The 14880-nt window shown below is 52.1% G+C and carries 15 protein-coding genes; 8 read left to right on the forward strand and 7 right to left on the reverse strand.

What is annotated here, in order from left to right:
• Positions 1–9: 9 nt before the first annotated feature.
• On the reverse strand, positions 10–564 hold the full coding sequence (gene ampD / locus VFA_RS21210) for a 1,6-anhydro-N-acetylmuramyl-L-alanine amidase AmpD (RefSeq protein ID WP_004729077.1): 555 nt from the start codon (positions 562–564) through the stop codon (positions 10–12).
• 148 nt (positions 565–712) lie between these two features.
• Between ampD and nadC the strand changes: the two genes are divergently transcribed.
• The 8 genes from nadC (at position 713) to yacG (ending at position 7855) form a co-directional block, all read left to right on the forward strand.
• On the forward strand, positions 713–1600 hold the full coding sequence (nadC, locus tag VFA_RS21215) for a carboxylating nicotinate-nucleotide diphosphorylase (protein ID WP_004729079.1): 888 nt from the start codon (positions 713–715) through the stop codon (positions 1598–1600).
• A 246-nt stretch (positions 1601–1846) separates the two neighbouring features.
• The gene (locus VFA_RS21220) at positions 1847–2296 is read left to right on the forward strand and encodes a pilin (RefSeq protein ID WP_004729081.1); all 450 of its coding nucleotides are present in this window, start codon (positions 1847–1849) and stop codon (positions 2294–2296) included.
• Between the two features lie 5 nt (positions 2297–2301).
• Positions 2302–3990 carry a type IV-A pilus assembly ATPase PilB gene (gene pilB, locus VFA_RS21225; RefSeq protein ID WP_004729083.1) on the forward strand — a complete coding sequence of 563 codons (1689 nt, stop codon included), beginning with the start codon at positions 2302–2304 and terminating at the stop codon, positions 3988–3990.
• Positions 3991–4068: 78 nt separating this feature from the next.
• Positions 4069–5295: a type II secretion system F family protein gene (locus tag VFA_RS21230; RefSeq protein WP_004729085.1), complete on the forward strand. Its 1227-nt coding sequence runs from the start codon at positions 4069–4071 to the stop codon at positions 5293–5295.
• Positions 5296–5346: 51 nt separating this feature from the next.
• Positions 5347–6216 carry a prepilin peptidase gene (locus tag VFA_RS21235; protein ID WP_004729087.1) on the forward strand — a complete coding sequence of 290 codons (870 nt, stop codon included), beginning with the start codon at positions 5347–5349 and terminating at the stop codon, positions 6214–6216.
• Between the two features lie 2 nt (positions 6217–6218).
• On the forward strand, positions 6219–6827 hold the full coding sequence (coaE, locus tag VFA_RS21240) for a dephospho-CoA kinase (RefSeq protein WP_004729089.1): 609 nt from the start codon (positions 6219–6221) through the stop codon (positions 6825–6827).
• Between the two features lie 32 nt (positions 6828–6859).
• Complete coding sequence (gene zapD, locus VFA_RS21245) at positions 6860–7600, forward strand: cell division protein ZapD (RefSeq protein ID WP_004729090.1); 741 nt, start codon at positions 6860–6862, stop codon at positions 7598–7600.
• Positions 7601–7657: 57 nt separating this feature from the next.
• Positions 7658–7855, forward strand: coding sequence for a DNA gyrase inhibitor YacG (gene yacG, locus VFA_RS21250; protein WP_004729092.1), 198 nt, complete (start codon positions 7658–7660; stop codon positions 7853–7855).
• A 105-nt stretch (positions 7856–7960) separates the two neighbouring features.
• Here yacG and parC read toward each other — a convergent pair whose 3' ends face one another.
• The 6 genes from parC to nudF form a co-directional block, all read right to left on the reverse strand.
• Positions 7961–10234, reverse strand: a complete 2274-nt coding sequence (gene parC, locus VFA_RS21255) for a DNA topoisomerase IV subunit A (protein WP_004729093.1) — start codon at positions 10232–10234, stop codon at positions 7961–7963.
• Between the two features lie 3 nt (positions 10235–10237).
• Positions 10238–12118, reverse strand: coding sequence for a DNA topoisomerase IV subunit B (parE, locus tag VFA_RS21260; RefSeq protein WP_014204455.1), 1881 nt, complete (start codon positions 12116–12118; stop codon positions 10238–10240).
• Positions 12119–12330: 212 nt separating this feature from the next.
• On the reverse strand, positions 12331–12918 hold the full coding sequence (yqiA, locus tag VFA_RS21265) for an esterase YqiA (protein ID WP_004729098.1): 588 nt from the start codon (positions 12916–12918) through the stop codon (positions 12331–12333).
• 1 nt (position 12919) lies between these two features.
• Positions 12920–13741 (reverse strand): 3',5'-cyclic-AMP phosphodiesterase, encoded by an 822-nt coding sequence (cpdA, locus tag VFA_RS21270; protein ID WP_004729099.1) that lies wholly within the window; start codon positions 13739–13741, stop codon positions 12920–12922.
• Positions 13742–13758: 17 nt separating this feature from the next.
• Positions 13759–14208: a DUF1249 family protein gene (locus VFA_RS21275; protein ID WP_038152693.1), complete on the reverse strand. Its 450-nt coding sequence runs from the start codon at positions 14206–14208 to the stop codon at positions 13759–13761.
• Complete coding sequence (gene nudF, locus VFA_RS21280; protein ID WP_038152695.1) at positions 14196–14825, reverse strand: ADP-ribose diphosphatase; 630 nt, start codon at positions 14823–14825, stop codon at positions 14196–14198. The genes VFA_RS21275 and nudF overlap by 13 nt, the downstream gene beginning before the upstream one ends.
• Between the last annotated feature and the right edge of the window lie 55 nt (positions 14826–14880).

Here is a 14880-nt window from a genome sequence, read left to right on the forward strand (position 1 = left end):
CACGATGGGTCATCCAGCGTGATGGGTCAGAAGCGCGCGATATTTTCGCCAATCAAACACCAGCCCCGGGTCGGTTTTCCGCATCGGGGCAATGTATTGATGCCCGGTAATGCGTGGCAAGGTGATTGCCGGATAGCGCGTCATCAATGCGTCGCTGAGTGTGGCTAAGGCGTGATATTGCGCTTCGGTATAGGCGACAAAATCGGTTCCTTCCAACTCAATGCCAATCGAATAATCGTTGCAGCGCGGGCGCCCGGCAAATGATGATTGCCCAGCATGCCAAGCGCGGGCTGAAAATGGCACAAACTGCACCACTTCCCCATCTCGGCGAATCAGACAATGCGCCGACACGCCCATGGTGTGAATCACGCGAAAAAACGGATGCTGATTCGGGTCAAGCTGGCCGGTAAAAAACTGCTCGATGTACGGCCCACCAAACTGCCCTGGCGGCAAACTGATGTTGTGCACCACCAGCAACGAAATATCTTGCGCGTCCGTGCGTTGGTCGTAAAACGGCGAAGGCACGCGGCGGGCAGCCTGATACCAGCCCTGATTGTCGATCATAAACACGCTCCATTGACTTGCGGTGAAACCACCTCGGGAATGGAGCGATTTTAACGTTCTGACCACGAAATGCGAGATCAAGAGCTGAATTTAACGCCCACTCCGCGTATTATCCCCTCCCCAATTCAACTGATATTAACGATTTGCGATGAAAGAGTCCCACAACAGTCAAGAACGCCTCGAATACCTCAAGCAACAACTGCCACTGGAAATCACCCGCTCGGTCACCGACACGCTGAAAGAAGATTTAGGCGGCACGCTCGATCCCGCAGCCGACATCACCGCAAGTCTGATCCCCGCCGATGTGCAGGGCAACGCAACCATCGTCACTCGCGAACATGGCGTGTTCTGCGGCCAAGCGTGGGCGGATGAAGTGTTCAAACAACTCGGTGGCGAAGTCACGATCGAGTGGCAAGTTCAAGATGGTGATCCCGTAGTGCCCAACCAAACGCTGTGTACCCTGAGTGGCCCGGCGCGCATTCTGCTGACCGGCGAGCGCAACGCAATGAACTTTATTCAAACCTTATCCGGTTGCGCCACCACCACCGCGACGTATGTCAAAGCGCTGGAAGGGACAGGATGTCGCCTGCTCGACACGCGCAAAACCATTCCGGGCCTGCGCAGCGCGCTGAAATACGCCGTGGCCTGTGGCGGCGGTTTTAACCACCGTATTGGTGTGTTTGACGCGTACTTAATTAAAGAAAACCACATCATCGCTTGTGGTGGCATAACACAAGCGATCAGCACCGCGAAGAAACTCAACCCGGGCAAACCCGTGGAAGTCGAAACTGAGAACCTCGATGAGCTGCGTCTGGCGATTGAAGCTGGCGCTGACATCATCATGCTCGACAACTTTACGCTGGAGATGATGCGTGACGCAGTGGCGATCAACGCTGGTCGCGCGGCACTGGAAAACTCCGGCAACGTCACGATGGAAACGCTGCGTGAATACGCCGAAACGGGCGTTGATTACATCTCGGTGGGTGCACTGACCAAACATGTGCGTGCCATGGATTTGTCGATGCGCTTCAAATAAAAATCGATTTTTCAAATAGTTAAAAGGAGGCTTTGCCTCCTTTTTTTGTGTCCGCCAACCCTCAAATCGCGGCCATGCTTTTAACTAAGGCTTTTAACTGAGTCGAAAGAATTTGCCCAATTCATGCAACCCGAACAATAAAAATCCCGAATGACTCGCGCCCTCTGATTCCAACAATGTCCCTTAAATCAGCAACTTCTTATGCTCTTGCCCATCGTCACAAACACACGCATAACGGAGAGTTTCATGAACGCGAATCAACGCAAAAAGCAACAAGGCTTTACCCTGATCGAACTGATGATCGTGGTTGCCATCATCGGCGTCCTGTCGGCCATTGCCGTCCCCGCCTATAAAAATTATGTCACCAAGAGCGAGATTGCTTCTGGTTTTGCCACGATCAAATCAACCATCACACCAGCAGAATTAATTGTCCAATCAGAAGGCACATTGAAAGCTGTCAGTGGAGCAACGATCTTAGATGCAATAGGCATTACATCAGGTGCAAATCCTATTGGCGAATTGACGGCTGTAGAAGGAAACACCACGCATAAAGGTCAGATGGCGTTTGAATTTAAAAACGGAGGAGCAGCACCAGCGACGTTCACTTATACACGTGAAGATAATGGTTGGAAATGTACGTTCGATCCTAAAACAACTGGCTTAGCGACTACTGATGCCCCTAAAGGCTGTCAATAATCCCAATGCTGACCAACCTTATCGCCATTCTGCGTCAGGCTAAGTTGATCAGCCCAACGCAGGAACAGGCCGTGATCGATCATATTCACGCTTCCGGTGCCACGGTGCCGGAGGCGTTGATCGATTTGGCGATATTTCATCATCACGATTTAACCGAGCAACTGAGTCAGATCTTTGGCCTACCCGAAACCGATCTCACTCGGTTTGATTACGCGCCATTGTGCCAGCAGTTGGGACTTCGAGAACTCATCACCCGCTACCAAGCCCTGCCGCTGCACAGCAATGGCCAAATCCTGACGTTGGCGGTTGCTGACCCAACTCACCTGCAAGTCGAAGACGAGTTTCGCTTTGCCACCGGATTACAGGTGGAACTGGTGCTCGCCGATCACAAGGCGCTGCATGCCGCCATTCGCCGCTTGTATGGGCGCAGCCTTGCGACGCCGGGGACGCAAGGCAAAGAGATCAGTCAGGATGAATTGGCGGATCTGGTACAGATCTCTGACGACGAAAAAACCACCATCGAAGATCTCAGCCAAGATGATTCACCGGTCAGTCGTTTTATCAACCAGATCCTACTCGATGCCGTGCGCAAAGGTGCGTCCGACATTCACTTTGAGCCGTATGAGTCCCACTACCGTATTCGTCTACGCTGTGACGGCATTCTGGTCGAAACCCAACAACCAGCCAGTCACCTCAGCCGACGCTTGGCAGCCCGAATCAAAATTTTGTCGAAATTAGATATTGCCGAGCGCCGCCTCCCGCAAGATGGACGCATCAAACTGCGCTTGGATGCCGACACCGCGATTGATATGCGTGTATCGACCTTGCCAACATTGTGGGGTGAAAAGATTGTTCTGCGCCTACTCGACAGCAGTGCGGCCAACCTCAACATCGACAAACTCGGCTACAACGAGCAGCAAAAGCAGCTCTACCTCGCGGCCCTCACCAAACCGCAAGGCATGATCTTAATGACCGGCCCAACCGGCAGCGGCAAAACTGTGTCGCTCTACACCGGATTACGCATTCTCAATACCGAACAAGTGAACATCTCCACCGCCGAAGATCCGGTGGAAATCAACCTGCCCGGCATCAATCAGGTGCAAGTTCAACCCAAAATCGGCTTTGGCTTTGCACAAGCGCTGCGCTCGTTTCTGCGTCAAGATCCCGATGTGGTGATGGTGGGCGAAATCCGCGATCTAGAAACGGCAGAAATCGCCATTAAGGCCGCGCAAACCGGGCACTTGGTGCTCTCAACCTTGCACACCAACTCGGCCGCGGAAACCGTGATTCGTTTAGCCAACATGGGCATTGAACCCTTTAACCTTGCCTCATCATTGAGCCTGATCATTGCGCAGCGGCTGGCCCGCCGTTTGTGCCCGCATTGCAAGGTCGCCATCACGCCCCCAGCTGCGCTGCAGCAGCAATTTGGCTTGCTCGCCGAAGATGCCGTGTACGAAGCACATCCATCGGGTTGCACGGAATGCACCAATGGGTATAGCGGCCGCGTGGGCATTTATGAAGTGATGGCGTTTCATCCCGCCTTGGCGGACGCGGTGATGCAGCGCGCCAGCATTCATCAAATCGAAACCATTGCCCAACAGCACGGCATGCAACCCCTGCTGCAATCGGGGATTGAAAAACTGCGCGCGGGCATCACCAGTTTTAGTGAATTACAGCGAGTACTCTACTTTTAGTGACCCGATTGTTGAGTCACTGAATTGTTTAGTCACCGAATTGTTCCCTTGCCACTTCAAGTTGAATGAGCCACGACCATGAAACCAAATAAAGCTGCCGAATTGAAAAACTTCCGCTGGAAAGGCATCAACAGCTCCGGGCGAAAAGTTGCCGGACACACCTTGGCCATCAGTGAAATCGAAGTGCGCGACAAGCTCAAAGAGCAGCACATTCAGGTGAAGAAGATCAAAAAAGGCAGCATTTCACTGCTGACTCGCCTCACCCACCGTGTCAAGACTCGCGACATCACCCTGCTTACACGCCAGCTTTCCACCATGCTGACTACAGGTGTACCCATCGTTCAAGCGTTGAAACTGGTTGGCGACAATCACCGCAAAGCAGAAATGAAATCAATTCTGGCTCAAGTCACCAAAGGGGTAGAAGCTGGCACCCCAATGTCCAAAGCGATGCGCACCGCCAGCCCACATTTTGATGCGCTGTACGTTGACCTCATAGCCACCGGCGAGCAATCCGGGAATTTGGCCGAAGTGTTTGAGCGCCTTGCCACCTATCGAGAAAAAAGCGAACAACTACGCGCCAAAGTGATCAAGGCGCTGATCTATCCGGCGATGGTGATGTTGGTCGCGTTGGGCGTCTCTTATCTGATGCTGACCATGGTCATTCCCGAGTTTGAAAGCATGTTCAAAGGCTTTGGCGCAGAGCTTCCTTGGTTTACCCAGCAAATTCTTAAACTCTCCCACGGCGTGCAAGCCTACAGCCTATGGGGCGTACTAGCGACCAGCGCTGGCCTTTTGGCTCTCAAAACCGCGCGCAACAAATCATTGGTCTTTCGATTGAAAACCAGCCGCCTTGGCTTGCGTTTTCCTGTTGTCGGCGCGGTCTTAGCCAAGGCAGCCATTGCCAAATTCAGCCGCACATTGGCCACCAGTTTTAGCGCCGGTATACCGATTCTGGCCAGTTTAAAAACCACCGCCAAAACCGCCGGCAACGTCCATTTTGAAACCGCGATTCAGGAGGTGCATCGCCATACCGCGGCAGGCATGCCGATGTATATCGCCATGCGCAATACCGACGCATTTCCGGAGATGGTGCTGCAAATGGTAATGATTGGCGAAGAGTCGGGCAAGCTTGACGACATGCTGAACAAAGTCGCGACCATTTATGAGTTTGAAGTCGACAATACCGTGGACAATCTGGGGAAAATTCTCGAGCCGCTGATCATCGTCTTTCTGGGAGTGGTCGTTGGCGGGCTGGTGGTTGCGATGTACCTCCCCATCTTTAACTTAATGAGTGTATTGGGTTAGTATGGACACCTCTGATTGACGCACTAAGGCAACGCGCCGCGAGCATATTGCATGGACATTTTTACTTTCTATCCCTGGCTGTTTCCCACGCTGGCCACCTTGCTGGGTCTGATCATCGGCAGTTTTCTCAATGTGGTGATCTATCGCTTGCCGAAAATCATGGAGCGCGAGTGGCGTCAAGACTGTGCCGAGTCCTTTCCGGAATACCACATTGAACCGCCCCAAGGTGTGTTAACACTCAGCACGCCCCGTTCCACCTGCCCACATTGCGATACACCGATTCGTATCATCGACAATATTCCGGTGCTAAGCTGGCTGCTACTGCGCGGCAAGTGCTCGCAGTGCCACGCACCTATTAGCGCTCGCTACCCACTGATTGAATCGTTTACGGCGTTATGCAGCTTGGCGATTGCTTTGCAGTTTGGTTTTAGCTGGTTTGCGGTGGCTTTGCTGTTTTTCAGTTATGTGCTGATTGCGGCAACCTTCATCGACTTCGACACCATGCTGCTGCCTGACCAACTGACGCTACCGTTGATGTGGGGCGGTATCGCACTCGCGCTAGCGGGCATCAGCCCAATCACGTTGCACGATGCCGTGATCGGTGCGATGGCGGGGTATCTAGCGCTGTGGTCCGTCTACTGGCTGTTTAAACTGCTCACGGGCAAGGAAGGCATGGGCTATGGCGACTTTAAGTTGTTGGCCGCGCTGGGCGCTTGGCTCGGATGGCAGCAGCTGCCGATCATCATTTTGATGTCTTCGGTGGTCGGCCTCGTGTTTGGTCTGATTCAACTGCGCCTGCAAAAACGCGGCATAGATAAAGCCTTCCCGTTTGGCCCTTATCTGGCGATTGCGGGCTGGCTGTCAGCGCTATACGGTCAGGCGATCGTTGGTTGGTATTTTCATTCCGTATTAGGATTTTGACGATGGCACTCATCATTGGTTTAACCGGCGGTATCGCCAGCGGAAAGACCACCGTGGCAAATCTGTTCCATCAGCATTTCGCCATCGATATTGTCGATGCCGATGTGGTGGCCCGCGAAGTGGTCGCGCAAGGAACACCGGGACTGCATGCCATCACCGCGCATTTTGGTGACGCCATCCTCCACGCTGATGGCACCCTAAATCGCACCGCCCTGCGCGAGCGTATTTTTACCGATAACGATGAGAAAAACTGGCTCAATCATTTGTTGCATCCATTGATTCGCGAAAAAATGACACAGGATTTACGACAAGTCCGCTCTCCTTATGCGTTACTAGTGGTTCCATTGCTCGTGGAGAACCAACTGCAGTCTATGGCAGACCGCATTTTGGTGGTCGATGTCGATGAAGCAACCCAGATCGCGCGCACCATGTCGCGCGATCATGTGTCCGAGCAGCAGGTGAAGGCGATTCTGTCTTCGCAAGCGAGCCGTGAACAACGTTTAGCCATCGCCGACGATGTGATTAAAAATAACGCAGAAAACCAGAAACTTTTGCCTCAAATCACAGAATTGCACCAAAAGTATCTAGCCATAAGCCGTACAAATCTGTGAGAATAAGTCCCAAATAACCCAAGGCTAGTTTGATGACCACACATAAGTTTGAACATCCGCTCAACGAAAAAACGCGTATTTACCTTCGTGTCGAAGCGCTGCTCAATCAGATGGAGCAAGCGTCGCAGTTTAGCGACGAAATTCAGCATCAGCTATTCTTCCGCTCACTGTTCGATCTGCTAGAAATTTTTGAGCAGATCCAACTCAAAAGTGAACTGGCTAAAGACATCGAAAAGCAGCGCCTGGCTTATCGCAACTGGCTGAACGTGGAAGGCGTTGACCAAGCGATGCTGCTCGGCTTGTTGCGTGAAATCGACGACGTCCACCGCCACCTCATGGGCGGCGAGCGCTTCGGCCAATCCCTCAAAGAAGACCGTTTTCTCAGTGCCATTCGCCAACGCTTTAATCTGCCGGGTGGGTCATGTTGCTTTGACCTTCCGGCGCTGCATTATTGGCTGCACTTAGCCTTAGCGCAAAAAACTCGCGATGCTCATCAATGGATGCAAACCCTGCAACCGCTCGCTGATGCCCTGAAGTTATGGCTCAAGCTGACACGAGAAACCGGCAACTTCCGTGCCCGTGAAGCGAAGTCTGGGTTCTACCAAAGCGATGCGGAAGAAGCCAACATTCTGCGCCTGTCGATTCCGTTAGATTACGGTGTGTACCCGATGATTTCTGGACACAAAAATCGATTTGCCATCAAGTTCATCGATTTCAGCTCTGGCCAAGCCAGCACGCAAGACATTGCTTTCGATCTTGCCGTGTGCAGCTAACGTCGCCATACTTCAGTTCATTCACGGCGAGCCATTCTCGACGTACAGGATAAAACCATGTCAAAAAAAATTACGGTGGTGAAATGCCCCACATGCGGCCAAGGTGTTGAATGGGGTGAACAAAGCCCTCATCGTCCGTTTTGCAGTAAAAAATGTCAGATGATTGATTTCGGTGAATGGGCCGATGAAGAGAAATCGATTCCCGGCGCGCCGGACATGTCCGACAGCGACGGTTGGTCGGAAGACAACTACTAACCCGCATTGCTTGCTACGCCCAAGCTAAGTGACACAAATAAGTGACACAAATAAGCGACACAAAAAAGCCCCGCAGTGCGGGGCTTTTGCTTCGTTCAGTTCGCGTTATTCTTCTTCCGAACTCACTTGACCATCCACGTCCAGATCAATCCGAGTCACACGTTGTAAGCCACGAGGTAGCAAGCCCCCACGACGACCACGCTCACCACGGTAATTGTCCAGATCGGCCGGTTTGAGCCCCAGCTTGCGTTTACCCGCATACAGCGTGATGGTGACGCCTTTCGGCAGCGCCATCAGATGCGATACCACTTCTTCACGGGCTTTGGCTTTCGCTGCCGGAATGTTGATGATCTTGTTGCCTTTCCCTTTGCCCAATTGTGGCAGATCTTTGATCGGGAACAGCAGCATACGGCCTTGATTGGTGATGGCTAAGATCTCATCACTTTCCAGATCGTTCACCGCTTGAGGCGCCATGATCTCTGCATTTTCAGGCAAATTCACCAGCGCTTTCCCGCTGCGGTTTTTCGACAACAAGTCGGTGCCTTTACACACGAAACCGTAACCGGCATCCGAGCCCACCAGCCACAGTTGATCTTCTTCGCCCATCACCACCTGACGAATTGACGTGCCTTCAGCCACGTTGAGACGCCCCGTGATCGGCTCACCCTGACCGCGTGCAGACGGCAGTGTGTGTGATTCGAGTGAGTAACTGCGTCCATCACTGCCTAGGAAGACCGCTTGTTGGTTACTCTTACCACACGCGTGCGCTAAGTAGTTGTCGCCGGCTTTGTAGTTCAAGCCTTCACAATCGACTTCATGACCTTTCGCGTGACGAATCCAACCTTTTTCCGACAGAACGACGGTGATCGCTTCACTTGGCATCAAATCGCGCTCTGTCAGCGCCTTGGCTTCTTCACGTTCTACCAACGGTGAACGGCGATCGTCACCGTATTTTTCCGCGTCAGCTTTCAGTTCTTTTTTCAGCAACGTATTCAGACGACGCTCAGAGCCCAGCAACTCTTCCAGTTTCTTGCGCTCTTTTTCCAGCTCGTCTTGCTCGCCGCGGATCTTCATCTCTTCCAATTTGGCCAAGTGACGCAGTTTGGTATCCAGAATCGCGTCCGCTTGAATATCGCTGATGCCAAAACGGGCCATCAGCACCGCTTTTGGATCGTCTTCTGTGCGAATGATTTCAATCACTTCATCGATATTGAGGTACGCAATCAGCAAACCTTCTAAGATGTGCAGACGCGCCAGCACTTTATCCAGACGGTATTGCAGACGAGAACGCACGGTCTCACGACGGAACTGAATCCATTCACTCAAAATGCTGACCAGACCTTTCACCTGCGGGCGATTGTCGAGGCCAATCATGTTGAGGTTCACGCGGTAGCTGCGTTCCAAATCGGTCGAGGCAAACAGGTGATTCATCAGCAGATCGCAATCGACACGGTTTGAACGCGGCACAATCACGATGCGAGTCGGGTTTTCATGATCCGATTCGTCGCGCAAATCTTCCACCATCGGCAGTTTCTTCGCACGCATCTGGTTGGCAATCTGCTCCAGCAGTTTAGCGCCAGACACCTGATGCGGCAGCGCGGTGATCACCACGTCGGCGCCTTCTTTGTGCCACACCGCGCGCATTTTCACACTGCCGCGGCCGGTACGATACACTTTTTCCAGCTCAACCTGCGGCGAAATAATCTCCGCTTCGGTTGGGTAATCCGGGCCTTTCACGTATTGCATCAGATCCGACAGCCCAGCTTGCGGGTTGTCGATCAAATGAATGGTCGCATCCGCCACTTCACGCACGTTGTGCGGTGGAATGTCGGTCGCCATACCCACGGCAATACCGGTCACACCATTGAGCAGAATGTGTGGCAGGCGCGCTGGCAGCATCTTCGGCTCTTTCATCGTGCCGTCGAAGTTCGGTTGCCAATCAACCGTACCCTGACCCAATTCGCTTAGCAGTACTTCAGCAAACTTCGACAGTTTCGCTTCGGTATAACGCATCGCCGCGAATGATTTCGGATCATCCGGCGCACCCCAGTTCCCCTGACCGTCCACCAATGGGTAACGGTAAGAGAATGGCTGCGCCATCAGCACCATCGCTTCATAACACGCCGAGTCGCCGTGCGGGTGGTATTTACCCAGTACGTCACCGACGGTACGCGCCGATTTTTTGTATTTGGCTGAGGCAGAAAGTCCCAACTCAGACATTGCATAAATGATACGTCGTTGTACCGGTTTCAAGCCGTCGCCAATGTATGGCAACGCCCGGTCCATGATGACGTACATGGAATAATTCAGATAAGCGTCTTCAGTAAACTTGCGCAGCGGCAGCTGTTCAACGCCATCGTAGGTGATTTCAGTCGACATTCGTTACACCTCAGCCAGATCGCCATTGCTTTGCAGCCAGTTGCGGCGGTCATCCGCACGCTTTTTACCCAGCAGCATATCCATCATCTCTTCGGTCGCTTTCGCGTCATCAATGGTCAATTGAACCAAACGACGCGTATTCGGATCCATGGTGGTTTCGCGCAGCTGGATCGGGTTCATTTCACCCAGACCTTTGAATCGCTGTACGTTCACTTTGGCTTTCTTCTTCGCTAAACGTTCGAGAATGGCGTCTTTTTCATTGTCATCCAGTGCGTAGAACACTTCTTTACCGCAGTCGATACGATACAGTGGCGGCATCGCCACGTAGATGTGCCCTTCGCGTACCAACGCCGAGAAGTGGCGCGTAAACAGCGCACACAACAAGGTCGCAATGTGCAACCCATCGGAGTCCGCATCGGCGAGGATACACACTTTGCCGTAGCGCAGTGTTTCAAGGTTGTCGCTGTCTGGGTCAATCCCCAGCGCGACTGAAATGTCGTGCACTTCTTGCGAGCCGAGCACTTGATCGCCCGAAACTTCCCACGTGTTCAGAATCTTACCGCGCAGCGGCATGATGGCTTGGAACTCACGATCGCGCGCCTGCTTGGCACTGCCGCCCGCCGAGTCACCTTCCACCAAAAACAGTTCGGTGCGGCTGAGGTCTTGCTGTGAACAGTCGGTCAATTTACCTGGCAGCGCGGGGCCAGAGGCCACTTTCTTACGCACGACTTTCTTCGCCGCACGCATGCGACGGTGCGCATTCGCGATACACACTTCCGCCAGTTGCTCAGCCAGTTGCGGTTTTTCGTTCAACCACAAGCTGAAGGCATCTTTGACCACACCAGACACAAACGCAGCGGTTTGACGTGACGAGAGGCGCTCTTTGGTTTGACCCGCAAACTGCGGATCCTGCATTTTCACCGACAGCACGTAAGCACAGCGGTCAAACACATCTTCACCGGTCAACTTCACGCCCCGTGGCAGCAGATTGCGGAATTCACAAAACTCACGCATCGCATCCAACAGACCCTGACGCAAACCGTTCACGTGCGTACCGCCTTGTGCGGTCGGGATCAAGTTGACGTAACTTTCGGTGATCATCTCACCGCCTTCCGGCAGCCAAATCACCGCCCACGTTGCCGCTTCGGTTTCTGCAGAAAATTCACCAGTGAACGGCTCTTCCGGCAACAAGGTGTAGCCTTTGACGCCTTCGGCCAGATAGTCTTTCAAGCCATCTTCGTAGAACCAACGGTATTCGTTGTTGTTCACTTTGTCAGAGAAAGTAATTTCCAAGCCCGGACACAACACGGCTTTCGCACGTAGGTTGTTGATCAGGCGGGTCACGGAAAAATTCGGGGAATCAAAATACTTGGTCTCTGGCCAGAAGTGGACACTGGTGCCGCGGTTGCGACGGCCACAGGTGCCGGTCACGGTAAGATCAGACACTTTGTCGCCATGTTCAAAGGCGATGTCATATACCTGGCCATCTCGACGCACTGTAACTTCGACGCGCTTGGAGAGCGCGTTCACGACTGAGATCCCTACCCCGTGCAAACCACCGGAGAACTGGTAGTTCTTGTTGGAGAACTTACCGCCCGCGTGCAGTTTGCATAAGATCAGTTCGACCCCGGAGACTTTCTCTTCCGGGTGAATGTCTACAGGCATACCACGACCGTCATCAATCACTTCCAGTGATTGATCGGCATGTAGGATCACTTGAACCTTAGTGGCGTATCCGGCCAGCGCTTCATCGACACTGTTGTCGATGACTTCCTGCCCAAGGTGGTTAGGGCGCGTGGTATCCGTATACATCCCAGGTCTGCGACGTACTGGTTCCAAACCATTGAGTACTTCAATGGCCCCAGCATTATATTGTTCAGTCATAATACGGAATGCTTTTATCGATAAATGATTCGTAACTTTACGACTCGTTTATGAACGCTTGATTTTTGATGAATTAGCAGGCGCTTTGCCGCTTTTTCCGGCGCCATAAACGAGGAAAGTCCAAGAGAAACATAGTCTGGAAGAGGCTCGCTGATGTCAAGCGACATCAGTAAGTAACAAGCAAAATTATGACTCTTCCCTCAATGAAAAGGTCAGAGATTTAAGAAATGAATGATTTGGGCCGGATACCGTTCAAAATCGACAAAACTGTGATCGCCGCCCTCTTCAATCGTTTGACGGGCGTGACGATACTTGTCTACCGCTTGGCGATAATCTAGCACTTCGTCGCCGGTTTGTTGCAGCAACCAGAAGTCTTGTGGTGCACGCAACGTCGGGGTATCCAACGCTTTTAATTCATCAATATGCTCAGCCGCCAGAACATAACGTTCCTGCGTGTAAGGGTTTTGTTGTTCACCCAAAAAATTGGCTAATAATTCGTACGGTTTCACGGCCGGATTCACCAGCACGGCGCGAAACCCAAATTGGTGATTGAGCCACGTCGACAAATACCCACCGAGCGAGCTGCCAACCAAGCCAATCTGATAATCATCTTTGTACTGGTTCACCACATCGACCAGATATGCCGCGGCTTGTTTCGGAAACGAAGGCAACTTGGGCACCACGACCTTGATATCCGGGCGGTTCGCCGCGCAGTACTGCTGCATCACTTGCGCTTTGTGCGACAGAGGTGAACTGTTGAAACCGTGAATGTAGAGCAGTAGCGATGGGAGATTCGACATATTAATATCCGCTGGAGGTGAAATCGGGTTGAAATTGACCTTTGGCTAAGCGTTTGACCTGTGTGGTCACTCGACCATCGGCATGCAACGCTAACTCACGCCAACCGGGCGAACATTTGTCGAGCGCAAAGTCATCCGAATTGGGTTTGAATTGCACGCAGGTGGAAGGCGTCGCCATGACGCGCACGCCGTGGTGCATGCGATCCATATCCTGATGCACGTGCCCACACAATACCGCTTTGACGTTCTGATGGCGTTCAACGATGGCCCAGAATGCCTCGCTGTCTTTGAGCGTGTGTTGGTCAAGCCAAGCACTACCCACCAGCAACGGATGATGATGCAACAACACCAAAGTATAACGCGTCGGATGTGCCGACAATTGCGCTTCCAGTAGGGCCAATTGCTGATCGCTCAATCGGCCGTGGGGAACGCCCACGACTTGCGAATCCAGCAAAATCATTTGCCAATGCTCACCCAACAGGACGTGGTCAGGCGCATGAATCTGCTCAGACGGCAGCACACTGCCCATGTTGGGTTTGTAATCGTGGTTACCGGGCAACCAGAAACACGTTTTCTCTAACGGTTGAATGCCTTGGGCAAAACGGTGATAGGACTCCGCCGTGTGATCCTGCGAAATATCGCCGGTCGCCAAAATGGCATCAAATTCCAATCGTTGCGCCGAAATCGCTTCGACCACTGCGAGAAAGCTGTCTGCGGTGTTGACGCTCAGCAGGCTCCCATCATCGGGCGCGAACAGATGCGTGTCCGTGATTTGCACTAATTTGATGCTGTCGGAATTCTCTAAACTGGACGACACGTTCAAAATCTATAAACCTAATGCTATTGATTGATGTGAATGGGGGCGCGGCTAATGCCTCTTTTCAGGCAAAATGTCAGCCAGTCTCCCAGAAAACGATTGATTTGTGCCTTCTCGTCCTTTTGCACCATTTTCTCATTCGGGTAATCGTAACGTGCCAATACCCGGTTAAGCTGATCAGTGGTCAGTACTTCTGCAACACGCGCATCGTGATATAGCCTGACAGACATGGTTGGTAATGGAAATATCGAAATATCATCACTTTGACAAATCTCCACCAAAGTTGTGTACTTTGTGACTTCCAGCACTTGTAGCTGATACGTTAAATGTGCAGCTTGATAACAACGCACGTCACCGACACTCGGTTGCGCGGGCAACAAAGCGTTCAACTTGGCGTAGTTGGTTTCATAAGTCCGCATCAGTTCAGGTAAATCAACATGATACGTTTTTTTTAATGCTGTCATTGCTGCCATTGTGATCGTAAATTCTCGTGGTTTAGCTCCAACCATTGGAGTGCGATTATCGAGGCACCATTCTCGATTCGTCCATCTTTCACGCATTGATACGCGTCCTGCCGTGACATGACGTGAACTTGAATATCTTCCCCTTCATCGTCCAAACCATGGACACCATGAGCGAGGGAAGCATCCACTTCTCCTACGTAGACATCGAGTTTTTCAGAACATCCCCCGGAAGAAGGATAATAGGCGGTTATTTTCTCGGTTCGTTTGACCGAGATCCCAGCTTCTTCTTCCGCTTCACGGCGAACGACTTGTTCTGCCGTTTCATCGCGATCGATGATGCCGGCGACAATTTCCAACTGCCAAGGATGTTCATGTTCTAATGCGCCCACTCGAATCTGTTCGATCATCACCACCTGATCTCGAATGGGATCATAAGGCAAGACTGCGGCGGCATGACCGCGCTCAAACATTTCTCGTTCAATTGTCTGACTCCACCCGCCTTGAAATAATCGATGCTTAAACCGATACTTCACCATTCGGAAAAATCCTTGAAACAATGTCTCGGTCGAGACAATTTCAACATCATTCGGAGTAAATGCTCCTGGCGACCGTTCAGACTGCTGCATTAGAAACCTCTCTCAGTGAATCTTATAGTTTACTCATGAATTTTTGTTACTTCCA

It is taken from the genome of Vibrio furnissii CIP 102972, from assembly GCF_000176175.1.
Lineage (GTDB): Bacteria > Pseudomonadota > Gammaproteobacteria > Enterobacterales > Vibrionaceae > Vibrio > Vibrio furnissii.

What these genes read in the sequence shown, in the direction of transcription:
- VFA_RS21235 (WP_004729087.1), top strand. Translation starts at nt 5,347, where the DNA reads ATGGACATTTTTACTTTCTATCCCTGGCTGTTTCCCACGCTGGCCACC.
- nudF (WP_038152695.1), bottom strand. Translation starts at nt 14,825, where the DNA reads ATGCAGCAGTCTGAACGGTCGCCAGGAGCATTTACTCCGAATGATGTT.
- VFA_RS21275 (WP_038152693.1), bottom strand. Translation starts at nt 14,208, where the DNA reads ATGGCAGCAATGACAGCATTAAAAAAAACGTATCATGTTGATTTACCT.
- parE (WP_014204455.1), bottom strand. Translation starts at nt 12,118, where the DNA reads ATGACTGAACAATATAATGCTGGGGCCATTGAAGTACTCAATGGTTTG.
- VFA_RS21230 (WP_004729085.1), top strand. Translation starts at nt 4,069, where the DNA reads ATGAAACCAAATAAAGCTGCCGAATTGAAAAACTTCCGCTGGAAAGGC.
- pilB (WP_004729083.1), top strand. Translation starts at nt 2,302, where the DNA reads ATGCTGACCAACCTTATCGCCATTCTGCGTCAGGCTAAGTTGATCAGC.
- yacG (WP_004729092.1), top strand. Translation starts at nt 7,658, where the DNA reads ATGTCAAAAAAAATTACGGTGGTGAAATGCCCCACATGCGGCCAAGGT.
- ampD (WP_004729077.1), bottom strand. Translation starts at nt 564, where the DNA reads ATGATCGACAATCAGGGCTGGTATCAGGCTGCCCGCCGCGTGCCTTCG.
- parC (WP_004729093.1), bottom strand. Translation starts at nt 10,234, where the DNA reads ATGTCGACTGAAATCACCTACGATGGCGTTGAACAGCTGCCGCTGCGC.
- yqiA (WP_004729098.1), bottom strand. Translation starts at nt 12,918, where the DNA reads ATGTCGAATCTCCCATCGCTACTGCTCTACATTCACGGTTTCAACAGT.
- zapD (WP_004729090.1), top strand. Translation starts at nt 6,860, where the DNA reads ATGACCACACATAAGTTTGAACATCCGCTCAACGAAAAAACGCGTATT.
- nadC (WP_004729079.1), top strand. Translation starts at nt 713, where the DNA reads ATGAAAGAGTCCCACAACAGTCAAGAACGCCTCGAATACCTCAAGCAA.
- coaE (WP_004729089.1), top strand. Translation starts at nt 6,219, where the DNA reads ATGGCACTCATCATTGGTTTAACCGGCGGTATCGCCAGCGGAAAGACC.
- VFA_RS21220 (WP_004729081.1), top strand. Translation starts at nt 1,847, where the DNA reads ATGAACGCGAATCAACGCAAAAAGCAACAAGGCTTTACCCTGATCGAA.